The organism is Butyrivibrio sp. INlla18, assembly GCF_900103635.1.
GTDB lineage: Bacteria > Bacillota > Clostridia > Lachnospirales > Lachnospiraceae > Butyrivibrio.
Map to the genome: position 1 here is coordinate 1 of NZ_FMXK01000017.1, position 25,746 is coordinate 25,746.

The following is a 25,746-nucleotide window of genomic DNA, read 5'->3' on the forward strand; positions in this document are numbered from 1 at the left end:
AACCTGGATTCTCGGATTAACATGACGAGGTTGGCAATGCCACTCCGAGAGTCCTGTAAATATCTGCCTGCTTGTCCAGAAGCTCACCAATCCTGAGCGCACGCTTTTCGTCCTCATAACACTCAAGGACATCAAGCTTATCAAGCAGCTGTTGCATTGTGTAAGTTTTATATAAATCTGTTTCCTTCATCTTGTGATCAAGGTGGGAAATCAGAATTAGTGCTATAAACTCGTTGAATATTTTGCCATCGAGATTCTTCTCGGACTTGGCGAGAAGCCTTCTCATATTGAGTCTTTCCTTGAGATTGCCAAACGCTTTCTCTACGACATCCTTCATTCTGTATAGATGAAGGGCGGTGAATGCGTCCATCTTCTCGTTGGTGATGATGGCAAAGTATCCTATGTGCTTGCGAGCAGCTTTGATCTCATCTTCTTTGTAGTAGACCTGCCTTCCTCGGACAGGGGTATCCTTTACTTCAAAGAAACGGGCGTAAGCTTTCTTGTGATCCTCAACCGGTTTGCCAGAAAGAAGCTCATTGCAGTAGTCCATGATACGCTTGTCAAAAGCCTGCTCTTCATCAGCACCTCTTTCGATGCTGTAGAAATAGTGGATGTAGATCCGGCGTTTCTCTTCGAGGGTGTCGCCCTTGTATGGCCTGTCCTGAGTATAATTCCACTCAGCGCTGACTGTAAGTCCATAAGTATTAAGGCCTTCGTCGAAGTTGTTGAACATACGGATATCATCATATACATCATCAAGATTCTTCTTGATGAACTTAAGGGAGAGCTTTACTCCTACAAGGAATTTAACGTGCTCCCTGTACAGACCATTGATGTTGTCCTCAGAGTAAAAGCCTCTGTCCATGACAAACTTGGTCTTGCCAAAGCCCAGGATATCCAGATCCTCAAGAAGGTGCTTGACCGTCTTTGAATCAGGGATGTTGCCGGCAAGCTTGCGGTAATAGAACGGAAGACCGGATTTCTCTCCGAACACAAGAAGGAGATTTATCTGAGGAAGCCTGTCGTTTTCCTTGTTCTTGCCCCACTGAGCCTGCTTAAGAGTTTCTGAGTAGCTTGAGAAGCTGGAGCTGTCATAAGCCCAGTACTCATCCTCGACACGTCTCTTGGCCTGTAACCGCAAGAACTTGGCTATCTGATCATCAGTGATGGATGCGAACATCTCACTGCTTCTGGGTGAAGCTATATCTTGTCCATAAGGATGCTTATGGGTAAGATTCCATTTTTCAAACCTGTATAGAGGATTGTTATCCTCAAGTACAAGGTAAAAAGCTACTGACAAAAGCTTTTTGTACATATCCGGAAAGCACTGCTTAAGATCAGCTGTAAGTCCTATCTGATCAGCAAACTGCTCCAGAAGATATGTGGCGCCAAAATAAAGGTGCTTTGTCTCAGTATATGTGACCGGGCCTGTTCTGGCAGGCAAAGCTTTAGGAGTCTTGGACTCGCCTTTCTTTGCGCGTCCTCTGGTAGGGATTATCTCCCCAGAGACTGGGTCAACCTTTCCAATGCAGACACGCTTGGACCTCGACTGCTGTTTCTCCTTGTCCCAGTAATAGGTTGTCTCGTAAGCGTAGGTAATACCGGATCTTTTGTCAGTTTGTGTAATGATTGCCATCGCCCCACCTCGTCATGTTTTCTATAAATATTATAAAACATGACGATGCAAAAATCAAGAGAGAAATAGCAATAAATTCAGTATTTTAGCGGATTTCAGAAATCTGTGACGAGGTTTTCATCGTCACGTTTCCGAGAATCCAGGTTATGAAAGTAAGTGTTTCAAAAATATACCCCCATTCTATTTCTAGTTTCTCTTTAGAATTTTTTAACACCATAAAAATAATAAACATAATTGACAAACTAGAAACTAATATGAATATTGGAATTATCAAAGAGAAGCAATCAGCTAAACCAATCGCATAAAGAAGAAAACAATCTATAGCTGTGCTTACTGCTAACGCTCTCCAAAAATCTACATGTAGAATGATTGAAATAGCAATGGCAAACGGAAAAATGAACATTATCATTTTCCATAAGAAAAGAGTATTTCCTGAGACAGGCGCAAAACATAGCGTATAGGCTACATCATTTTCAGCTCCAGAATTAAGAAACAAATAATCATTTTTTGCTAATCTGGTTCCATCTATAACAACACTATAATCCCTATTCCATCTCAAAAACACATTTGGAATATCAACTATCATTTTATCATCTAGTATACTTGCACTAGTTTCCACTAGTTTTACTCTACTCTCGCTATCATTTCCTTGATATAATGTCACTGCTATTTTTGAAGAATCTGAAATATTGCAACGAGATATAGGTAAAACGATTTTTTTTAATTTTCTATCATTGCCCAACACTTTTTGCTGAATAATATTCTTATCAACTTGAATCTCATTATTCTGAGCTTGATTATATATATGATTCATTTCCTCTAAGAGAAATCGGGATACCCATCAGGCAAAATAATACTATTCCCATAGCTAAGAAAATGCGAATTTTCGAACCAAATATTATTTTGCCCTCTTTATTTTTTACCATCTCTTATCTCTTTTCTTGATTCTTTTTCTAATTCTCTCAACCGGCGTTCCATAAGTGCCAACGCTTGAGTAAGCCTCTTATTTCTCAAATTCATGCGCGAAACAATTATCGTCAATGAAATTACCACACACATAAGTAGACCAATCAACATAAAAAATAAAAAATTCACATCTAAATATATGCCAATAGCATTAGCCATTTTCCCAACAAGATTTGGAAAAATCGCAAATACTGTCAGGACCACGCCCATAAAAAGCCATACTAAAGTGTATTTAAGTAGTAATTCCTTTTTTCTCAACAGCCTGAAAATAACTACAAAAAAACAAACACAAAAAAAGATAATAATAAATTGAAATCTTCTAGTAATCAATTTTATTCCCCTTTTACTCTCTGAAAAAATGATATAACGATAGCAAGACTAACTTTGCACATATAATACATCGATTTTTTTAGGTTAATGGAACTTTCTCCGGTATCCCTCTCGCGCATAATCACCGGAATTTCCTTTATGACTGCATTATTCCTACTACTTATCATAATTGCTTCTGGTTCTGGGTAATCCTGTGGATAATCAAAAGAAAACAAAGAAATGAATTTTTTGTTTACCGCTCTATAACCACTTGTTACATCATAGTACCTTTTATGCAGCAAAACGAACAATAAATCGCTTAATATTTTTATTCCAAGTCGTCTGCTCCTGCTAGATTGAAATCCTTCTTTCGTAATAAACCTTGATCCAATCGCAATATCTGCTTCATTCTCATTCAGTGGTTCAACTAACGCATGCAAATAATTAGGATCATGCTGCCCATCACCATCCATCTGTATCGCTATATCATATCCATTCTCTAATGCATACCTATACCCTGTTTGAACTGCCCCACCTATTCCTAAATTAACTGGTAATGATACATAATTAGCTTTTATTTTATCTAAGACAGCTCGTGTACCATCGGTAGAGGCATCATCCACTACAATATAATCATATTCACTGTAATTTTTCCGTAGATTGTCAACCACTCGTTCTATGCATTCACTTTCGTTATACGCTGGTATTATCACTAAAGTCTTAATTTTCTTTTCCATATATAATACTCCTCCCTAAATTAGGAAATACTTAATCATTGAGAAATACTATTTTATATGCATCAATTTTCTTTTGACTATATTTATCCTGTAGCAAAGTCAAATCTGCTTTTTCATCATAAATAACACAATCTGCCCCTAATCTTTTCAGGGTTTCCAATGCATTTAAATCTTTATTACACGCCGCGTTATATAATGATAAATACGTATACTCCGTTCCAGCAATTGTTTCCGAGCTAGAATAACGGCTACAAACATACTTTATATTATAGTCATATATATGTATCTTTTCAGAATCTACACAAGGCACAATCAGTAATTCTTCTTTTGGATATTCTTGACGCAAATCACAAATAAACTGCAAGCTTTCTTCATCTTCTTTATAAAGATTTGTTGTTCGCTCAGATGAAAATAGCCTAAATGTACTAATACTTATAACTATAACTATTACAAATGTAAACAAGCCTTCAACAACTTTGTTCTTAGTCATCATTATAGTAGTAGTAAAGCTAGCTACAATAAAAAATACAGGAATAACAAAAAAAAGTCTGTAATATGCGTCTTTAGATGTTATGTAATTAGAAACAAAATCAAATAGTATTGGATTTGCGAAAGTAATCGCTAAAATAACTGACGGATATACAAATAAATATCGTTTCTTTCCTTTTCCCCTAACCGTAAAAAATATTAACGACAATATCAGCAGCAAAAAATAAAATGTTATAAACTTTCTTCCATAGAGAAAATATCCATAAACAATCTCTTTCCAACTCCTGTTAATTTCACTCCCCACCAGTACAGTATTACCATAGTACACTTTTAATATATAGACGCCACAAACCAAAACGGGTATCAGTGAAATAAAAGCCCCTTTTAACGAAGGCATTAGCATTCTCTTGTTTGAAATCCAAAAAGGAATTCCATATATTATAAACATACACAATATTATAAATGGAGCAACTATTTCACACTGCAAGATAGCTAAATTGATAAGCGTTATTCTGATCCAAAAATAACCTTTTTTTGCCAGTTCATCATCACTATATAATTTTGCAATTTGAGAAATAAACAAATATACCCAAATTGTCATTATCACAATGCCATACCATGGATACTTAATGAAAAATGTTTCTACTTGGTAAGCTGAATCATTCTTTAAGCAAAGTAAAATAGCCAATGAAATAACAAAGACATTCCGCTGCTGTTTAGGATCATCAAAAATACTGCAGGCCATTTCTTTAATTACACAATAACCAATAATCATTATTAAAGGCGGAATTACTGTTCTAGCCACAATAACAGGATGAATGGATAATATTTTAGAAATGCAAGCAAATACAACAATCATACTACTAGCATCTGCTCTTGGAAAATTACCAGCTTCTAGCAATCCGCCCGCAGCAGCTGGTTGTACAGGATTAATATTCCGACTAAATATGATCTCTGATGCTTTCCCAAGATAAAACTCATCATCTCCAGAGTTACCCCATTTAAGCATAATTGAACTTATGCAAAGAACGGCCAACATTAAATATGCTAAAACATAAGATTTTTCCAACTTAAAAAACAAATGAAGTATTTTGTGCCTATAAACCGAGATAATCATTGAACAAATTGTCAATAAAAAGACGCTTCCAGTCAATGTATACAGAAAGACTTCAAATGATAGTCCAAATGTCAAACAAATAAGATAAATCACCTCAGCATATGCTAAGATTGCCACTGTTCCCCAAATAATATTTAGATGCGGTAATTGATTTAAATGTAAAACTTTAGTTAATAATGTTCCCACACTTAACATGCAAATCAAGCACATAGCCCACGCTACTATTATTTTTACATAATCAACCCATGCAACGTTTAACACATCTATTCTCCCTAACTACAAACCGTTTCTATCAACGAATATTTAAAAAATAAGCAATTATTCCGAATATCTCTTCAAAGTAATGATAAGAATTCCCCCGTTTTTTTCTCTCAGTTCCCAATAAAACACAATCATTTAGATTAAATTTTTTTGTAATTAACCATATTCTTGGCAAATGATACTCACTAGAAATAATAACACTTTTATTATCTTTGCAATATTCACTAACATTTTGAATGTTTTCATATGTTGTTGTAGACTTGGATTCCGATAGTATTTTTTCAGGCTTAATTCCCTCTTCAATTAAATACTCCGCCATTAGCTGTGATTCAGTAATGCTGCAACCATCTTCAGTAGCTCCACCTGATAGGATTATATATTTGCCTTCCAATTCATGATTCTTTTCCAGCTTGCAAAAGTAATCTAATCTATCCACCAAGTGATTATCCATTTTTCCATGTTTCAATTGGCTTCCTAATATAACAACATACTCTACTTTGCATCTTGAACTAGATATTTGCTCTTCAAACAGCTCCTGTCTCTCATTAAGATAAAAAAGCAAAAACATATATAAGCATGAAGTTAATACCAGCACAGATAATACCAATGCCTCAATAAACAATACTATTTTCTTAAATAATTTACGTTTTATTCCCTTTTCTAATAGAATAATAAGTGTACAAATTATTTCTCCAGCTACTAGTAACAAAAACCCCCACAAGCTTCTTGACAGCTCATATCCCATCAAATATCCATACAATAAATAAAGCAGTACTGAGCAAATAATAATTATATGAAAATAGACTTTGTGATTTGTTTCCATCATTCTCTTAAATACCAAGACTCAATCTTATAATTTAAGAAAGTCAAAAGCTTCCTCAAGTGATTTTGTATATTGTTCTCTACTATACTTTACTCTAGCAATTTCCACTTCTTTCTGACACTTTTCAATGATCCAATCTAACGGTTTTTTACTGTAAGAAATTATGAACGATCTAATTGTTTCGGCATCACAGTTATCTAGAATAACAGCTCCATCTTCCTCATCATATCCGCAATTCTTAGATACTATTGGAATAACACCGCCCGCCATAGCATCCAAAACTGATCCAGCCATACCTTCAGAACAGGAAGGCATAATCATATAAGAACATTTTTCTGATAGTTCTTTAAACTTCGAACTTGAAATATCTACAAATCCTTCAGAGAAAATATTTTTTGTATAATTCAATTCGATGTCATAAAACTCATAAAACTCTCTTTCATTTTTATAAGCTCCTAATACGTACAAATTACATGGAAATCCCTCTTCTGAAAAAATTTCTAATAATATATCCAAGCCTTTATGTACTTGTCCTACACTTCCTATAAACATAAAATTATTACTTTTTTTCTTATTTACATCGATAGAACAATCTATGGCATTCGTATGATTTTTAATTAGGAAACAATTTTTATTGATTCCTTTATATGTCGAAAGAGTTGTTTCATTCCCCATAACAAAGAATGCATCATACGAATAAAAATCATCCGTCAATTCAGGAATCTGACGCAGAGGTTCTAACCTGACCCCTCTCCTTTTTTCCATTTGATCAATTCGTGAAAGCTCAGCTGCATTGTTAAACTCAGGACTTGATGTTGTTAAATATGCTATTTTAATTGCATTTTCCTTGATATTGTTTGAAAAACAGTCTACATCTTTAGGAAACTGCGCAATAACCAAATCATATTTTTTCTTCAAATGTACGTATGGGTCATAATACGGTATGATATCAACATCATAGCCTTTATTTGATACAATTCTAGCCATTTCTCTGGCCTGCCAAAAATTCTGATGCACATTATCATTTTGATGATTCTGAAATGGAACTATGATGTAGGATATTAATGCTTTTTTTTCATACTTCGTATCAAAATAGTTAGTTATAACATTTCGTCCCAAAAAGCCATTAACTTTCCCTTTAAAAACTGTTGGATTAATTCCTACCAACATCATAACTTTTTTGGAAAAATCTATTATTTTCCTGCTTTTCATTTTATCTTTTAATAATTCCTTCCGAATTCATCTTTAAGAAAAATCGTATAGCCATTTTCCCAATTCTTTTTCTATCACTTTTATGTTATTGCTTTCTTCTGGATATTTATCTTTTAGATTACAGTTATTCGCTGATAATTCTGGCACAAATTTTGTCTTTTTTAACACATGTTTCTCAGAATCAATATCTAAGAATCTTTCTATTTTATTTACTGTTTCATCATACTTGTAAACCAAATCTTCAAATTGCAATCTCAGCACAGGTGTTTTTGTTTCCCTAATTGCAGAACGAAGCCATTTATAGTAATCACAGTAAAAATGCACATCATCTATTGGATAATCCAAAGTCTTCCACTTATGCTTAGCAGTTAAATATATATCTCTTGGATCTCTATCTATAGCTATAATACAAATATTCTCAAAATATTTTGTGCACTCATCAATCATTTGTATTGGTATCAAGCTATGGACATTTATCAACTGTTTATCAGTTATAGCCTCAAACAATTTACCAAAGTAGTCCTTGGTTATTTTGGTAAACTCTTCTTCATTAACATCATATAAATAGTTCTTCTCAAGTTTTGAGAAGGTAGTTAATGGCTCAATATTTTGTTCCCCATAACTATTCTTCACTGATAGCGATTTACTAACATGATATATTTTATTTATTATTCTATATATTACTCTCTGTAATTCACTATTGTGCTTCCAAGTATGATTACAATAATACTTGTTCTTTCCCAATTCAGTAATATATTCTTCAGAGTATTCCATGAATTTACCGCAAAAAAAGGACTCATGATTAGCAATAGTACCGTAATTTGCCCAGGTCTTACACTGTTCCAAATAATCTTTTCCTGCATAGTGCATCAAATCTGGTATACGATTATTCACCATATTATTATACAAATTTAGTATTCCATGAGATGTATTGAAAAAGCTCAACTCATAAGAAGGAATACTATATGTATATATATCTTCATACTCACTTAACAAATCCGTAATTGCTGTGGATCCAGTGAAACCAAAACCTGCAGATGAAACAATTTTCATATTTTCTTACACATGATTATATAATCATTCTTACCTTTCATATTTTATAATTCTATTTGGCTTCTATATCTTCCCAACGCTTTTCATATGCTTTACCATCTCTTATCTCATATATCCTATTACACTTCTTTACTGTTGATAGTCTATGAGCAATAATAATCATAGTCATTTTTCCATACAAAGCCTCTATTTCTTTCATCAAAGTACTTTCTGTTTCATTGTCTAAAGCTGACGTTGCCTCATCCAATATTAATACTTGAGGTTTTCTATACAAAGCTCGTGCTATAGCCAATCTCTGGCGTTGCCCACCGGATATCTTTACACCCCGTTCTCCTATTACAGTATCCAAACCATCTTTTAATTCATTAACAAAATCCTCTAGTTGCGCTTGCTTGAGAACTTCATGAATTTCATTATCATCTATTTCATTTGGCTCAACTCCAAAAGCAATATTCTCACGTATAGTTCCATCAAATAAATATATATTTTGAGATACATATCCAACTAGTTTTTTATAGTTTTTAGGAACTTGTACATAAGAAGAATCGTCAACATATATAGTTCCTTGTTGAGGTCTATGCAATCCTAAAATAATGTCAGCCAAAGTCGATTTGCCAGATCCCGAATGCCCTATTATGCCAATCGATTCCCCTTTCTTAACATACATATTAAGGCCATCTAAGACTCTTTTTTCCGCTTTAGGATAACTCCAACATATTTCTTCAAGCTTCAGTTCATTATTCAAAATACATTCACTATCGTCATTTGGCTTTTCATCGCTATCTAAAGCTACTGACGCCTCATACTCACTAATTTTTTTCACATTCCCATATACTGATTCCAATGCAGGCATATAAAACGGAATATAATTTAACGAAGATGATATTTTTCCAAGCGAAGGCAATAACCTTATAGCTCCTACTAAAGCAGATGCCATTATTGGCAATAATTTAAAAAATCCCTCAGTAAACATAACTCCGTAAATCATATATAACATCATTCCTATTACGAAAATACCTTCTATCGCAAAAGACGGTATATATGCAGATATTGCCTCATAAGCTCTCGGTATCTGTTGATTTGTCATTTGTTTACTAAAAGTATTCAAAAAAAAGTTCTGCTTATCCATAACTTGAACTTCTTTTATACCTTCAACAGCCTCCAGTAGTATTTTCTGAGTATTTGCATACTCCTTTCTGCCTCTTATGCCACTTTCTTTCATCCACTTTTTAAAAACATTAAATGACAAAAATGCACATACCACGGAAAGAAAGCCAATGCATAAAGCTATATGCCAATCCATAAGTAAAATGTACAGTAAGATGAAAAGCACCGTAATACATTCAACCAATAGATTAACAAAACATCTTAGTAAATTATTTACCTCTGTAGTATCCTGGCGTACATCTCTAAGTATTTTTGCCGTTCCATAATTAGCAAAAAAATCATAATCTCGCCAAATATAGCTCGTAAAGACTCTTATTGCTAACTCTCTTTCAACTTTTAAAGTAAATTTGATATTAAACCAAGCATGAAAAATACTTACCAATTCTTTAAAAAAATACAATACAATCGCCAATGTGCAAACCACCACAAAAAGGCCTTTTGCATCATCAACTTTAAAAAAATTTATTATATACGAAGCTGTTCTACTTTTTAGAAACATCTCCGAAGACGACATTAAGCTAACTAAAGGACTTATAATTGCTACACCCAAGGTCTGCATAGCAGCTGAAAAGAGCGTAACAAAAATCAGCAATACCCCTAGTACTTTTTGCTTAGTAGTCAAAATAAACAATACTTTATGCAACATCGCATTGATAGCTTTAATTTTTTTCATTACAACTTCCTTATATTAAAATCGTCTTTCCCAGTTAAGCTTCATCAAAAGCTTTACCCTTACTCAATCTCGTCTCCAAGCATCCTTTTGACTTTTTGTTCAACAACATCATCTATAGCAGGTAAAATCTCATTAGAATTCCAGTTAACTTTAGGTATCAGCTTGCTATCACTCGGAATCTCGATAGATATGAGACAAGCATCATCATCTGTAAACCAATCTTTATATTTATCTAGCTCTCGATATCCATCAGCATTAGTTGCCTTTATTCCGTATGCCTCAGCAACTTTAACAAAATCAGGAACTCCATAGCCACTACCTTCTGTAGTCTGAGCAAATCTTGAACCATAGGATTTCTCTTGTATTTCGCTTATCTTACCAAGAACATGATTGTTAATTACCAATATCTTTATTGGTAACTTCTCTGTTACTACAGCCTGTAATTCTTGAATATTCATCTGTAGACCGCCGTCACCAGTTACGCAAAACACACTCTTTTTGTTATCTGAAATAGACGCTCCAATAGCCATAGGTAGACCACAGCCCATAGATCCATAACTTCCACCAATAAATAACCTTCCATCTTTTCCTTTTAAAGTTAAAGACTGCGCTGCCCAGCATAAAGTTTGTCCTACATCAACTGCAACTTTGGCATCTTCAGGCAGAAGTTCAGATATCTTTTCCATACACAGATTACCAGGTTCTCTATCATACTCTGATAAAATGCTTTTTGCTTCATAACACTTATTCTTCCAGTCAGAGTAGTCAGAAATATCTTCAGCCATAAGCCTAGTTAAAAATTCCTTTGCATCCTCTAGATATTTTTCTTCGTCTTCTTTTATAGTTCTAGATAGCTCATACTCATCTATATCTACTCTGATCAGCTTTGCATTAGGAGCAAAATACTCTTTTATATTTCCAATTTGGCGAAGTCCCAATCTCGCGCCAATACTAATAACCAAATCAGATGCATTAACTATCATGTTGGCAACTCTATTCCCATAAACGCCAATAAATCCAAGCTTATCATCAGCTTGGATTAAATCTACAGCATTCATAGTTGTAAGTACTGGTATGTTAGTCTTTTCTGCAAATTCTAGCAATATCTTCTCTGCTCCGGCAGAATGTACGCCGTTACCTGCAATCAATATCGGCTTTTTGGATGTTGAATGGAAAATCAATGATTACTCCCCCTTTTCTGCCAATAGTAGCAATGTTATAAGCTCTAGATACAATCTCAGGAAACTTAGCGGCATCATTAGGTGTTACCGAATACTTTGTTATAGATCTAGTAACTGACACTATATCCATCTCCTGAAAACCATTTTGTCTGATGCCAGAGTATCCTTTCTGCTCATTAGTCGGAATATTACCGCATATTCCCATAAGTGGAATACTATCAAACCAAGCATCTGCTAAACCACCAAGTGCATTAACTGCACCAGGTCCAGATGTCGTAAAATACACTCCCAATTTGCCACTAGCTCTAGCATATCCATTGGCAGCAAACGCGCATCCTTGTTCATTATAACATACATGAACATTTATCTCTTTTCTGCTATGAAGAGCATCCATAAATGGTACAATGTAGCCTCCTGCATAGCCGAACACATCTGTTATTCCTTTTTGTATCAAAAAATCAACAAGATACTCAGAACAATTCATGAAAAAACTCCTATATATTCTCTTTGATGAGCCACTCAACAAACTCTCTGAATGCACCATTTCCACCATTTTTGACGCATACATAGTCCGCTATATTTTTAACTTCATCAACCGCATCTGAAGGGCATCCTACTACTTCAGATATTTCCATACCTGGGATATCCAGAATATCATCTCCGATGTAAGCACACCCCATTATTTTACCATCACTACTTATTTCAAGTCCCGTTTGTCTAGCAAGCTCAAGCATCTTTGCCTTTTTATCAGTACATCCCTGATAAATTTCGGTTATGCCAAGCTCTTTGCACCTATTTTCGACAATTGCAGACTGCCTTCCTGTGATGATAACTGGAATAATATCATTATCTGGCAGAAGCTTATAGAAAGCATACCCATCTTTTATATCAAATGCTTTCATAACTTCTCCATCATTACCCATGTAAATTTTTCCATCTGTAAGTGTACCATCTACATCTATTATTATCAATTTTACTCTATTCATGCTTATTACCTATTTTTGTAATCTTCATAAGCTTTATCTAACACAGAAAAATCGGTCTTAGAATAACCTTTTCCATACCTTGTTCTCTGCTGAGGTTCCATCTGACCAATTACATGATACATATCTTTAATTTCACAGCCCTGCTTCTGAAGGTGATAAACATTGTCCACATGTGCATGCTCTGTTCCGCAAATAAACATTGGCAGGTCATATCCCCATACCACATTGTTCCTCTTTAGTGGAAGAATATATTTCTCAATAGTATCTAACAGCGCTGGAATATTATAATTTGCGCCATAATTCTTATTTAAATAGCTTGCCAAGAGCTCTGTTGAAGCATTACCTGCACCTCTTCCCATACCATAAAGAGAGCCATCTACGATAACATCTCTATCACTTTCTGCTGCCAAAATAACCATTGTCTCTGCCAATGCACATGAAAGTCCAAGATTATCATGCGAATGAAGTCCAATGCATATACTCTTATCAAGAAGCCCATCCATCTGTTTAAATATATGAATAAGATCTTCTAAATACATTGCGCCAAAGGTATCAACTATAGACATTGATCCTGGCTTTACTTCATTGACTTTTTCAATAAGTTCTTCTCTCTCTTTATCAGTGTAACTGATAGCATCCATTGGATTAAATTGAACATTATATCCCTTGTCTTGTGCTTTTTTGCAAAAATCCAACGAATCGTCAATCTCATGCTTGGCAAAAGAAATTCTCAACCACTTAAATGAATTACCATCATAGTCATCTAAGTTTTCTGCAGAATATCTGCTATTATCACAGAACCCTAGAAATTCAGTTCTTTTTTTATCTTCTGGAATATATTTTCTTGCGTCTACAGAATTGGCATAGACCAACGACTCTCCAGTAACATTTGTCTGAAGAAATCCTGTCTCTACAAAGTCAATTCCTGCATCTGCCAGACCTTTCATAACTCCCTTAACAAATTCCGGATCAGAATTCTTGTTAAGGAGATATCCACCATCTCTTATAGTACAATCTGTAATTCTAACGCTCATTTACAGATTACCTCCTTATAAATCGCGTTGGCTATTTCAAAATCTTCTGGATAATCTATATCGATAGCCTCTATTTTTCCTACTTCCTGAATATATGGCTTAATTCCAACTCGTCTATTATATTTCTTGAAAGTTTCCTTTGGAAATACATATGCAATACAAGTTTCTCCAAATATCTGTGGCAAATCCTGCGTTCTTGGGAAATGATCAGGGTCGAAGTTTATAGGTGTTCCCTCTCTCCACATAAATGTTCTAATAGACTCCGCACAAAAAGCACTATCATACTCTCCACTTTTAACTTTATCCACGCAATTCTGAATTGTTTCAACCTTAGCAAATGGTGATGTAGTATGTGTATTAACATATATATCCGCATCAACTTCCTTCATAAATTCAGAAATAATGTCATTTGCGTTTTTGTCATCACCATCCAAAAAAGCTGGTCTTTTTAGATACTTAACTCCTGGAAGAACATAATCTTTTACCGCATCATCTGAACAATAAACATATACCTCATCTATCCCCTTGCATTCAAGACATGTTTTCTGAATAAAATGCATCAGTGGAGTGCCATCAAAAAATGGCTTAATATTCTTCCCAGGAACTCGTGTGCTTCCTAATTTTATTGGAATAAGTGCTACTGTTTTCATTATATTATCCTCGTTAATTGATTTTACTTAGTTTTATACTATTGTTTTCTCTATTTATTTCATATAAGGATTTTTCACTTATGTTGTCTACGTTATCAAACAATTTTCCATATCTATCTATGAAATCTTCACTATAAGATTGAATATATACATAGTCATATGTTTCATACAGTTTATCCGAGAATTCTTCACACGTCAGTTCAATTCTACCTAAATCCTCACCACCAATCACATTGTAAATGAAATTAGTTTTTGCCGGAAATACGCAGTAATAAAATTCTCTGTTAGCGTATCCATAGGTATACTCTTCATCAATGTAATATATCATATCATCAGAATTTAATGCCACGTTACTATTAGTAACAGCAGCATAGTCTTCTGTATGTCTTTTGAAATAAAATCCCCATAACATTGTTCCGGAATCAGAAATTAAAAGTACCACTATTAGTGCTGAAATCATAGTCATGAGATTTAGTTTGTCATAATACCTTGCTAATGAATATATCAACATAAATACCACTACTATTTGCCATGGAATCATGTATCTCTCAATTAAACTCTCTTTATAATTATTTCCCGGACCAATTGTACTAACATGAATGCTTAACATAATCAAAGCATAGATGATCATGCTAAAAATGACGCCTATTCCTACATACTTAAGGGCACTGTCTTTCACTTTGCTATGCAATATCAGCACAAGCAATATTCCAAATAACAAGTATAAACCATACGATAGTTTAATATATCCATCTTCAAATGAAAAAGAGCAAAAGCTTTCCATAAATCTAGCAAGTACGATGAATGCATAGCCATTTCCTCGAAATTTAATCATAGAACCTATATATATAACAATCGCCCCGCCAAATGCCATTGCTGCAATGTATAAATCTCGTATCTTAGATGGTAATCTCTTGCCAATTTTTATCAAAGCCACGATAAATATAGCAACAAGCACACATGCTACCGGCAGCTTAGCATAATAATCAATCTTAATCCATGAATATGTCGATAATGTAGCTGTAATTACATATCCTACAATTTCAAAATATGGCTTATTCTTCTTTTCAAGCAACGTTATTGTTGCAATCAATATACTTAACGCAGCAAACACTACGCCCATCCTCTTGACAAGACAAACAGAGGCTACCGCAAATAGAGACGCAATATAATAATACTTTTCAGATGTCTGAACATATTTGATAACATTCAAAATAATAAATATAACAAATGCAGCAAGCGCTCCATCCATAAGAATAGTTTTAAAGCCTTCTAACCCTGACAGCACGAACAAACATGGTAATATGGCCATCATTACCACAAAGCGCTTTGCATTTAATTTCTCACTAATATGTGCAAAGAAAGGCAATACAAGGCACATAACAAACATGTTATGTGAAACAAAACATATGAATTCAGAATAGCCGTCAGATAATTCAACATTAAAATAATCCCACAGACACATGAATGGTGGTTGTCCAGCCGTAATTGCACTTGATAGGTCGCTGAACATATCCTTAAATTCATAAAAGCCTTTTATCATCAATCCCCAGCAGTAGAAATCATCTGGATGATCATAGCCTCTATTGTACGAATACAGTGCTATTACAAAGAAATATAGGATAAACGCCAACGCTCCCCAAGTAATAAATACTTGGCTTGCTTTCGTTTTATCCTTTACTAAAGTTACTATCAAATAGACTATTGAAGCCACAACTAAAGCGACATCTACATAAACGCCGATAAGCAAAGAAAAACTTAACCCTAAGACATAGATTATGCTTGTCAAAACGATCATTGCCAGGGCCAAGGTTTCCTCTATTTTTTTATTGAATTTACATGCTATAGCTCCGCCAACTATTGCTGCAGCAATTACTCCCATTTCAGATTTCTCCTCTTAACATCCCTTACACAGAATAAATAATATGCAATGACAACTATTAACATCGTAATCGTGCTGAAATATAACGAAAATTTCTGTAACTTAGTTCCTGTGTATTTCACCTCTATTTCACCGGTATTACCCGCAGGAACCGTTATTTCTACCAATGCATTATTGCTTTGGTTGATTTCTAGTTTCTCATTATCGTCTTTATAATATGCCTCATATCCTTTATAGAACAGAAATGGCACTTCAAAGTGGGCTTCTTTTTCTGAAGTATTCTTATCAATATTTATAGAAATCACTTCTGACACTTCGTTAACCTCATATGTGAATTCTACATTGTCATCAGAAGTTACGATTCTTTCCATATCTTTTATACTATATGGATCAGTCTTCTGAGAAATATATAAAATATCCCCTGTTTCAGAACTGTATTCTATAGTACTCCGATTTACTGTGGCATTAGAAAGTCTTTTGGCGCCAAAGTATCCAAAACATACTGCAAGTACATATATTCCAGAAAAAATAGTAATCAGCACCTGAACTCTTGTGAACTTACAATTGTATTCTCTCTGAGTTAATAATATAAATAAAGCCGTCCCAATAACTGCTGCAATTAGATATATTCTCCAGGTGAATTGCATAAAGCCAAATATTGATTCTAAAGGAATCCATACAAACCTTACTGTCATTGAAACTACAATCCCACAATATATCGCAATCAATATCTTGTCAGTTCTTTTCAGGTCTTTGATTTTTCCTTTTGCAAACAAGTATATGAACACTAATGCAACTGGGATTAACGCTCCTCCAACCTCAGACATTGGAACATCAATACCAGTTACCATTGACAATGCTTTTGCTGCATGCATTGGGATAAATATCCCCAGTACGCTCTGTGGAATTGATGACAATTTTGCAGATGTTTGCGCATAGTATCTATCATTCAACAGCTGTTCTAGCATTGGCAATATGTACCCCGCACTAATACATGCACATAAGATTGCTGATAGTACTATGCTTATCAAGACTTTTATCTTTTGGCTGTTTTTTATAAAATCCACTATAAACCAAATTGCCAAAGCAATAGTTACTAAAACAGTGGAGATTACATGCGAACATACTAATCCAGCCATTCCACAAGCAAGAATAATGCTTCCTTTTATCTTTTGATCAGTTTTCATTATGAAACAATATCCCAAAATAATAAGTGGAATGAAAAGAAAAGCAAAGGCTTCTCCTATTGAAGCCTTAACAAATAAATCCATTAAAAAATAGGGTTGTGCTGCATATAGAAATGCAGCCACAAAGCTATAGTCCTTGTCTTTATACCATGCCTTTGCACAAAAATATGCACAAAAAAATGTTGCCCAAAGTAATGTAACAACCATTATCTTGTACGCTACAATCTCACTCAAACCTACACTAACTAATAATGCAAATGGATAGAGAAATGTAGCACAATAAAAAATCGGAATAGGATAACCATAGCCATAATACACATCTTTAAACATGTACACAGGAAATGTGCCATCTCTAGCAATCTCTTTTCCTAACTCACCTATTCTAAGCATGTGAAACGGCATATCAACGCCTATTGGTTCACATATCCAATAGAGCACGCAAAGAAGAATCATGAAGCCAATTGAAATATATTTAGTTTTATCATCAATAACAGATCTATTGGTCATTATAAAGTATTATTTCACCTTCTTGGATTTGCTATTTTCATATACTTCCATTGCAATAACTACAGTTATAATCATAGATATCGCGCCCCAAATGTAGACATTAACTACAGCCAATCTTTTGTAGATTGCGTGAACTAAATTTATTACTGGCACATGAATCAGATATGTATAAGCAGAAAGAGTGCCAAACTGAATCAGTTTCTTAATTGCAACATTATCCCATACTTTTTCTTTGATAAATGACTCAAGAAATGCTAGGCCAATTACAAGTCCTGCAGCAGGAATTGTGAAATAGAAACCTGATGAAATCATCCACTTCTGAGCATCAGTAAAGACTACAATCCCAATGTACAAAAGTAGAATAGATATAAGAGCTGAGAATGTAGTTAAAGCATATGCCTTTATCTCTTTACTCTTTATATTTCCCGCTGTGCCACTACTATTGCTAGGATTCATCTTATATGCATACAGGCATCCTAAGATCAACCCTATTACATAATCTCCAATACGAGATAATGGATTTTCATACACATACCAGAATGCCCTCTCTGATCCAAGAGTTTTCACAAACAGAAGATTTTCAATTATCACTAATGCATAGATAATCAGCATGAATAATATCATTCTAATTGTAATATTAGTTGATCTTTTATCTGAGAATAATGCCTTGATTCCTTTTAATAGCAATGGTGTCAAAATATAGAAAACCAGCATTGCAGATAAATACCAGGTAACAATGTTATATTCACTAAATATAGCATTTGTAATACCTTCGCTAGGAAACAAATCTGAAACAAGAAAAATGTTAGATAGGAGTTTTAACACTGCAACAATTGCACTTGTTGGAAACTTCGCAATTAACTCTGAAATGTTACTAAATACATATAATCCAAAAGCCACAAAAACCATGACAACATGTAGTGGAAACAGCTTCTTAATTTTCCTGATACCATAATTAAAGCTCGCTTTCAAAGAACAATCCAATTCTTTATCGTATCCATGAACTGCGTTAAGAAAACCACTGAGAACAAAAAATACAGCCACCCCCCATCTAGAAAAGGCTCCATCCACTATCAAGCAATGTGATAGAAATATAGATAAAAAGGTTATTGCCCTAAGTATTTGTAGTGCGTTGAAATATTGTTTTTTCATCTTTAGTCTTACTAAGCAATTTTGGTTTTTATTTTCCATAACACCTGCAATAATTTTTATTCAAATTATTTATAAATAATATAAATAGTCAAATTATAGTGATTTTACTCGACACAAAAAATATACTATCCAAAGTCACTGATTTCATGCGTTCTCTCCAATCTGAGAACATAGAACACATCTCCTTCTCTATATCCAAAACATCTTTTAGGATTTATACAACGAAACTTACATATTGTTTTATCCTTAAATACAGTATTAAAAAAACAATCGTGCCTATCTGATGATGGTGAATATTTCTTGTAGTGCAATGAATCATCTTCTAATATCTCATTCCAAGATAAAAAACTGATAAATTTATCGAAACTATTTATAAAGTCCGCTATTTCTTTTTTTTCAAGTCTTCCAGTCCCATATTCCTGATGCATTTTTGAAAAATCAAGTCTAGTATTTCTATACCTTAACCTCAAATACTCATCGCCATCTATTTCGCCACGATTAAATAGTTCTTCTGCTAACATTCTTGGTGAATTGATTGAATAAAGATTTTGAATTGTTCCATTATCAAGACATATTTCTAACATCTTATTATCATATTGCCCAGACTTGGAAAAAGATAATAGTATACCATTATTTATCGTTGCCCTAGCTACAGAAGACCCGGTAACATTCTCATCATTCAAACAGCATTCTTTTTCATTATCACTAATCGTCCAAAACGGCTCATGATTACACATGTCCAATAAATTTATTTTTAGTTTTCTCAATAAATCATTGTTCCCATTCCCCTTGTTACTTCTATATCTTAAAAGTGCGCTAAAAGGGTCAGTACAAGTAATTCTATATTCATATAAATTATATTTTTTTAATAGATTGTATCCTTTGTTTTTTAACGAACTCAAAACATACACAAAATCCTTATTTAGGCTCAGAAATTCCTCTATATCATCATATTGCCCCATCAAAGAGAGTTCATTTACATATGCATCTCGATTATTCATATTCAAACCCTAATAAAACGTCCAAGTCGTCATCATACTGATCAAATAGACCTTTTTCTTGGTTTAAAACTATCCCTTCTTTAGTAAAATTTATAATGATAGGATAAGATATTCCATCTTCTTTTTTTAAAAAAAACACGGCAATATCTTGTGGATATATCTTACTAGTTTTCAAAGATTTTCTTATTCCATTAAATATATGATCGCTATGCGTCTCTATCAATATTTGTAACCCTTTGGATGCCATAAATACAAAAAATTCTACAAATCTTGACTGAGCTGCTGGGTGCAAGTATAATTCAGGATTTTCGATTATTAACATATCCTTCTTTGTACACGACAATGCTGCTATTATTATCGTTGCTAAATATGTTACTCCCGTACCTACATGTATAGCTTTAAAGTCTTTAATATTGTCTTCCGTTCGATAAGATACTTTTACAGTAGTAGTCCCTTCAATACGCTCAGCTGTGATAGTATATCCACATAGATATGATAACCAATAGTCAACCTGATTTCCTAAATTAACCCCCATATTTTTATCATAAATAAATGCATCTTCTCGTATTTTTTCTAGTCTCATTCTACTTAAAAAATCAAATGCATATTCTCCATGAACACCTATTTCAGTTTCATCTTCAAGATTCTGCTTATAATCAATATCTGGTCCTTTCCTTTCAGTGGATAGATAAACTATTCTATCTTCTACTTCAGCACCATCAGAAGTAGCATCAATACATACATCCCCCCTTGTATAGCAATTTTTTACATCTGAAAGTTGTCCTAATTTAATATATTTACCATTTAGAAAATATGTTTCACCATATTTTTTAGCTTGCTTGTCTGAAAGAAGAGCTTGAATAACCGTCGACTTTCCAGATGAATTAGGACCGGTAAGTACATTTAATTTTTTAAATACAAACTTTGCGTCTTCAAAACATTTAAAATTTTTTATTTCCAGCTCATTAATCATTACTTATTTCCTCATACACACATTTTACTTTATCAAATCGTACCTTTACATTTGTTGCGCTATCAACAGATCTTTGTAATGCAAATAAATACGTAGCATCAGACAGCAACTCATCTATTTTATTAACTAACCTTTTCACATCATATTGTTTTTCATCTAGGAGGTAAAACAAATAATATAATGTCTCAAATAAAGTCATACTAATAGGCCTTCTAGTTTCATTGTTTCCCTTAAGTCGAAAAGCATCTTCCCCTAATAAACTATAAATTTCTTTCATAACTCTATCAAACTTGACAAAAATCCAATCAATTTCACTATCTTGCATATGATTAAGGCTATCCATCACTTTCCCCATTAAATCATCCATATCACTTCTGTAATCTACTAATGTGCCATTTGAATCTACCAATTTTTTTTCATTAACCATACAGAACGCAATTGCTCTTAAAACTATATACTTATCTTTCATATGCCTGTCAGATATAGCTCTTCCTGTTGCATTCTTAAAACTATCTAATTTTGTAATATTATCAAGCAATATTGTTGCTTTTCCTTGATACAGTGCATTTCGCATCTCCTGCTTATTTAATGGTGTCCCCCCACGATTTACTCTATCAAAGATATCGAATCTTATACGATCAGGCGTAGGATGCTTAATCACTTGAATCATTAATTGGTAATCTTCTATAGTTGCTGCATATTTAGGATATTCATTTTCTATATCCTTAAATTTTTTTCCATTGAGTTCATTTAATATTTTAAGTTTTTCAAGTTTAAACTCATTATCAAGAAATTTGACAAAAGTTGTAAGACGCTGACGACCATCCACTACTATCATTTTTCCATCTCTATTCTCAGCGAGATATATAAGCGGTAAGGGAATCCCCATAACTACTGATTCTATTAGTTCCGACATCTGTCTTCTTGTCCAAACAAAATTTCTTTGAAATGATGGATCAAGACAAATTTTATCATTATGATATTTTCTCAACATCTCAAAAACCGAGTACTGCTCGCGTTCTATCTTGATTGTAATATTAGGATAATTTTCCTCTGTTTCTCCATCAGCATCTGTCTTTAACGTATTGTAGTCTTCAACTCCATCATCGTCTAAGACTTCACGAATATTTTTTTCTACATTATTATCCATTCTATTCTTGTCTCCCATCCGTTATACTTGTGAACCATTTCACAACATAAAAAAGCAATTACTCAGCATTTAATCATTTAGTTAAACATATAACTATTCCATTTATTAGTGCGTTCATTGAACGATTTAGAATAATATCATCACTTCCGTAATCACATTTCCAACTTAATTTCTACATTCTAGTAATCGCTTATTTTCATTTGTCGTGGCTTTTGCAAAGCTTTTTCTACCAAACTTTTATCGTCATAATTATTGTAGTGTTCCTCTAATTTGTCTTTCAATCCAAACAGCTTAATTTTTGCAGTTTGAACCAATTGGCCATACGTCACAACATCAATTAATCCATCTTCATTTTCTCTATGTGATGCCAAATCGCCTATTCTTGAGCCAACAACAAATGCATGTATTAATGCTGACTTGTGTAAAACACCTGATTTTTTTATTTGATGAACATAGTCTTCTGCCTGAATAACCTCTTTAGTTCCAATTTCAAATCCGCCTCTCTTTAATTCAATAATGAGAATTTGATCTGGTTTCATTATTCCTCCTGCCTCAGTATCAATTCTTTCTGAGCACACAGCTCGAATAGTTGACCGATTAAGGCAGACAATATCTGGTCGTTTGTGAAGATTTGCTACTGCAGTAACATCATACTCCTCTTCATTAAACAAAGTTTTTATCACTGTACCCAATGCTTTATTTGAAGTAAACATTGGCGAATCAAACTCAGCCCCAAATAACCACTTTGCATTCAATACCATAGGATGTAATGTATGCAATTCATCCGTTTTATCATCTTCATAAATACGTTCTATTGCCTCTAGAACTATAATTCTCTTATCTATTTCATCCATGACTGAAATTACATCTTTGATATCCCAATTTTTTAGCAATTCTGTCAAATTATCCAATTCAAATGTTGACATGTTGCTAAGCCTTTCTAACAGTTCTGTTCCTCTCTGAGCTTGTTGTATTTGTAATAAAGCATCAACAGATAAACTTAATACTTCAGCTGAAATCATAGGATTCTTTATTGTCATCGAGTTCATAAACAAAGAAACAGCTCTCTTATCTGAAACTGACAAATTTTCTAAAGTATCCCTTTTTTCCTCAATAATTTCTTTTTCTAGTTCTAATACTGCATCAGTCATTAGTTCATTTGCAAGTTTTCCAACTATTTTTCCCACTTCAAAATATACGTTATCCATCAAGTTCGTATCATAAAATCCAGACCAATCCGGCAAAACATCATTTATTATTCTCTCATCGCATGACTGTACTATAATTGTATACCGCTTCGCAAACTTATACCTTGCATCCATAAATTGATGTTTGCCATACGTCCAAGATGGCCCCCCCACAAGTCTTCCACTTATCCAAAAGGCCACGCCATGTTGTCTAGAAACATGCGCTGTTTTTGTCGAATCAATGATAGCTATATCAAGTTCCACGCCATCAGTCGTTTGAACAGTTAGTTTCCCGCAAACGTCATCACATGATGCTAAATCAAGTACTTTCCCGTTAATTTTCACTTCAAATTGTGGATCATAAATAAAACGTGCAGATAATATTTCTCTAATATTTTCTAAATCAGGATGATTTCTTTCAACATACGTACTTACAACTGTTCCATGTCCTTTTCGTTCTATACTATCCTTTGAAACAATTTTATATGGCATATTACCAGATGTTACAGCAATAGAATATCTACATCCAACACCATTTTTCCATGTTTCAACCTCATATTTGTTAGAAAAGCAAAGCATCCCGTGCCTTCCAACGCCATTTCTTCCAAATGCTATTCTTGGAGCAACTACTGCATTCTTAATATCTGGAAAAATAACTTTTTTACCTTGATGCTTTTCACGATTATAATTTAACGTCATCCATCTTTCCAAAAATTCATCATCAGTCATTCCGCACCCATCATCAGAAACGCAAATATATTTATCATCCTCACTAACAGGAATCTTTATTTCCACATTTAAAGCCCCTGCATCCCATGCATTAGCAACTAATTCTGTAAGTGCAATGTCTGGAGAACTTGTAATCAGTCTATTATTTCTAAAAATATAATCATCTTCAAAGCGTATCTTATCCATATTCTTCCTTTTTTATCGATTATATATAAGTCTATCCAAAAATAGTATTCAAAGCACAATTTATTCTATCACAAAGAGATTCTGTATGGAATTCTGTACTAGCCTACAAACTACCACTTTCATTCAATTATAATAAGCATATCTCTTTAGCATTTTTAAATATATTGATTTTCAATTAAGTTAATAGCCTAAATTCATTTCTTTGATAAAAGATGTTTTCTAATAAGTCACATGATTGAAATAATGATACAAAACGCACTAGCACCTAGAAAATTTAGCGCTTATAAAAGCAAAAAAGATGGCATATTATGCCATCTTCTGAATATATAGTCTATAACAGATAATTTAACCCTCATCTATGTAGTTAGCCTTATATAATTAGCCAAAACTACTAACGTATAGCACTCATTTTATTATGCCATATTTATGCGTAGCCTTATTTATGGTGACATTAAATATACGCATGCTGGGACGCTTTTGTAATTGTACATTCAGCAAAATAATCTGGATTTCCATCCACTTTCTTCCATTCATTAGCTACTAACATGATACCAAGATACTTTGGACGCAAGCTCTTATAGTGTTTATGCACATGCCAAAAATCTTTTTTATTCGTAAAATTAACTTTAACGTGATAACATTTCTGACCAGGTTTATACATAGGTATATTAAGCAAAAAAGCTAATTCGTCCTTCACCTTATGAAAACATGTAGTCTCAACAACATAAAAACCCTCTGGATTCATAACAAAATCCATGTAATTTTCTTTGCAGCGCATAAATTCTCCAAATGAGCTATCTCCAATTCTAGCACTTGGATTACTCATAGCATCTATATACGACGCATATATTGTTTTTAGTGTCATAGGTGGAATTCTAGAACCACTTCCAACAGCTCCCCCACCTCCATCAATATGACCATGTTCTCGAGGATTATCATTTCCTCGCATTATACGTTCTTTGAAGTCATTATATAAAAACTTATCATCATCATAGGCATCTTTGTTATAGACAACATCTTCACGAAGGCATTCTGCATATGCATGATCAGCTCGTCTTATACTTCTAAAATGTGCAGAAGCATCCCCCATTGACACTATTGTCATTTTCGCAGTACAGCCTTCATTATTACAGTAAAACGGTATTTTGCTATATACGTCGGTTGCTTTAACTTGTTTCCCTGATGGATTCCACATTCTTGCTATAGATGCCATAAACACCTCCTAATAACCTTACGCTTTAAACATTGCAACAAATACCATTCACATCGACATATTACTAGTAACTGCCATATTTTTATCATATATCTCGATTTTACGTCTTACACTATCATCAGCATGTTCACAAATCACATACTCGCGCTACATTATATAAATCCATTATGAACTTTTGTACATCGCTTATCCGCTGAATCATTTTAGAACTATTCTTGATAAATAGGGCATACATCACTGAATTTATTGTAAACGCATAAAAAAGGCCTGAAAACAACTCCAGAC

The 25,746-nt window shown here is 33.7% G+C and carries 22 protein-coding genes; all 22 read right to left on the bottom strand.

Annotated features, from left to right (window positions below; translation table 11 throughout):
• Positions 1-16 precede the first annotated feature (16 nt).
• The 22 genes from BLS24_RS12140 to BLS24_RS12245 all read right to left on the bottom strand — a co-directional run bounded on the left by BLS24_RS12140 (position 17) and on the right by BLS24_RS12245 (position 25,461).
• Positions 17-1,636, bottom strand: a complete 1,620-nt coding sequence (locus BLS24_RS12140) for an IS1634 family transposase (protein WP_091755420.1) — start codon at positions 1,634-1,636, stop codon at positions 17-19.
• Positions 1,637-1,721: 85 nt separating this feature from the next.
• The gene (locus BLS24_RS12145) at positions 1,722-2,450 is read right to left on the bottom strand and encodes a hypothetical protein (protein ID WP_091759500.1); all 729 of its coding nucleotides are present in this window, start codon (positions 2,448-2,450) and stop codon (positions 1,722-1,724) included.
• 98 nt (positions 2,451-2,548) lie between these two features.
• Positions 2,549-2,932, bottom strand: coding sequence for a DUF2304 domain-containing protein (locus tag BLS24_RS12150; RefSeq protein ID WP_176764434.1), 384 nt, complete (start codon positions 2,930-2,932; stop codon positions 2,549-2,551).
• 2 nt (positions 2,933-2,934) lie between these two features.
• Positions 2,935-3,648: a glycosyltransferase family 2 protein gene (locus tag BLS24_RS12155; protein ID WP_176764435.1), complete on the bottom strand. Its 714-nt coding sequence runs from the start codon at positions 3,646-3,648 to the stop codon at positions 2,935-2,937.
• A gap of 31 nt (positions 3,649-3,679) precedes the next feature.
• Positions 3,680-5,515 (bottom strand): DUF6077 domain-containing protein, encoded by a 1,836-nt coding sequence (locus tag BLS24_RS12160; protein ID WP_091759507.1) that lies wholly within the window; start codon positions 5,513-5,515, stop codon positions 3,680-3,682.
• Positions 5,516-5,546: 31 nt separating this feature from the next.
• Positions 5,547-6,224 carry a YdcF family protein gene (locus BLS24_RS12165; RefSeq protein ID WP_176764436.1) on the bottom strand — a complete coding sequence of 226 codons (678 nt, stop codon included), beginning with the start codon at positions 6,222-6,224 and terminating at the stop codon, positions 5,547-5,549.
• 141 nt (positions 6,225-6,365) lie between these two features.
• A complete protein-coding gene (locus tag BLS24_RS12170) occupies positions 6,366-7,550 on the bottom strand; it encodes a glycosyltransferase (protein ID WP_091759514.1) in 1,185 nt (394 codons plus the stop codon).
• 33 nt (positions 7,551-7,583) lie between these two features.
• The gene (locus tag BLS24_RS12175; protein ID WP_091759517.1) at positions 7,584-8,603 is read right to left on the bottom strand and encodes a sulfotransferase; all 1,020 of its coding nucleotides are present in this window, start codon (positions 8,601-8,603) and stop codon (positions 7,584-7,586) included.
• Between the two features lie 52 nt (positions 8,604-8,655).
• The gene (locus tag BLS24_RS12180) at positions 8,656-10,443 is read right to left on the bottom strand and encodes an ABC transporter ATP-binding protein (RefSeq protein WP_091759520.1); all 1,788 of its coding nucleotides are present in this window, start codon (positions 10,441-10,443) and stop codon (positions 8,656-8,658) included.
• A 59-nt stretch (positions 10,444-10,502) separates the two neighbouring features.
• Positions 10,503-11,624, bottom strand: a complete 1,122-nt coding sequence (locus BLS24_RS12185) for a thiamine pyrophosphate-binding protein (RefSeq protein ID WP_091759523.1) — start codon at positions 11,622-11,624, stop codon at positions 10,503-10,505.
• Positions 11,578-12,108, bottom strand: a complete 531-nt coding sequence (locus BLS24_RS12190; protein ID WP_091759526.1) for a thiamine pyrophosphate-binding protein — start codon at positions 12,106-12,108, stop codon at positions 11,578-11,580. The genes BLS24_RS12185 and BLS24_RS12190 overlap by 47 nt, the downstream gene beginning before the upstream one ends.
• Before the next feature lie 10 nt (positions 12,109-12,118).
• Positions 12,119-12,610: a KdsC family phosphatase gene (locus tag BLS24_RS12195; protein ID WP_091759529.1), complete on the bottom strand. Its 492-nt coding sequence runs from the start codon at positions 12,608-12,610 to the stop codon at positions 12,119-12,121.
• Between the two features lie 5 nt (positions 12,611-12,615).
• A complete protein-coding gene (locus BLS24_RS12200) occupies positions 12,616-13,644 on the bottom strand; it encodes a beta/alpha barrel domain-containing protein (protein WP_091759534.1) in 1,029 nt (342 codons plus the stop codon).
• Positions 13,641-14,294 carry an acylneuraminate cytidylyltransferase family protein gene (locus BLS24_RS12205; RefSeq protein WP_091759536.1) on the bottom strand — a complete coding sequence of 218 codons (654 nt, stop codon included), beginning with the start codon at positions 14,292-14,294 and terminating at the stop codon, positions 13,641-13,643. The genes BLS24_RS12200 and BLS24_RS12205 overlap by 4 nt, the downstream gene beginning before the upstream one ends.
• A 13-nt stretch (positions 14,295-14,307) precedes the next feature.
• The gene (locus BLS24_RS12210) at positions 14,308-16,176 is read right to left on the bottom strand and encodes a hypothetical protein (RefSeq protein ID WP_091759539.1); all 1,869 of its coding nucleotides are present in this window, start codon (positions 16,174-16,176) and stop codon (positions 14,308-14,310) included.
• The gene (locus BLS24_RS12215) at positions 16,167-17,870 is read right to left on the bottom strand and encodes a glycosyltransferase family protein (protein WP_091759542.1); all 1,704 of its coding nucleotides are present in this window, start codon (positions 17,868-17,870) and stop codon (positions 16,167-16,169) included. The genes BLS24_RS12210 and BLS24_RS12215 overlap by 10 nt, the downstream gene beginning before the upstream one ends.
• Positions 17,871-17,879: 9 nt before the next feature.
• The gene (locus BLS24_RS12220) at positions 17,880-19,061 is read right to left on the bottom strand and encodes an acyltransferase family protein (RefSeq protein ID WP_091759545.1); all 1,182 of its coding nucleotides are present in this window, start codon (positions 19,059-19,061) and stop codon (positions 17,880-17,882) included.
• An 86-nt stretch (positions 19,062-19,147) separates the two neighbouring features.
• Positions 19,148-20,023: a hypothetical protein gene (locus BLS24_RS12225; RefSeq protein WP_091759548.1), complete on the bottom strand. Its 876-nt coding sequence runs from the start codon at positions 20,021-20,023 to the stop codon at positions 19,148-19,150.
• The gene (locus BLS24_RS12230) at positions 20,016-20,996 is read right to left on the bottom strand and encodes an AAA family ATPase (RefSeq protein ID WP_091759551.1); all 981 of its coding nucleotides are present in this window, start codon (positions 20,994-20,996) and stop codon (positions 20,016-20,018) included. The genes BLS24_RS12225 and BLS24_RS12230 overlap by 8 nt, the downstream gene beginning before the upstream one ends.
• Complete coding sequence (locus BLS24_RS12235; RefSeq protein ID WP_091759553.1) at positions 20,989-22,146, bottom strand: DUF262 domain-containing protein; 1,158 nt, start codon at positions 22,144-22,146, stop codon at positions 20,989-20,991. Before BLS24_RS12235 ends, BLS24_RS12230 begins: the two co-directional genes overlap by 8 nt.
• Before the next feature lie 179 nt (positions 22,147-22,325).
• Positions 22,326-24,248 (bottom strand): ATP-binding protein, encoded by a 1,923-nt coding sequence (locus tag BLS24_RS12240; protein WP_091759556.1) that lies wholly within the window; start codon positions 24,246-24,248, stop codon positions 22,326-22,328.
• 451 nt (positions 24,249-24,699) lie between these two features.
• Positions 24,700-25,461 carry a hypothetical protein gene (locus tag BLS24_RS12245; protein WP_091759559.1) on the bottom strand — a complete coding sequence of 254 codons (762 nt, stop codon included), beginning with the start codon at positions 25,459-25,461 and terminating at the stop codon, positions 24,700-24,702.
• Positions 25,462-25,746: the final 285 nt, after the last annotated feature.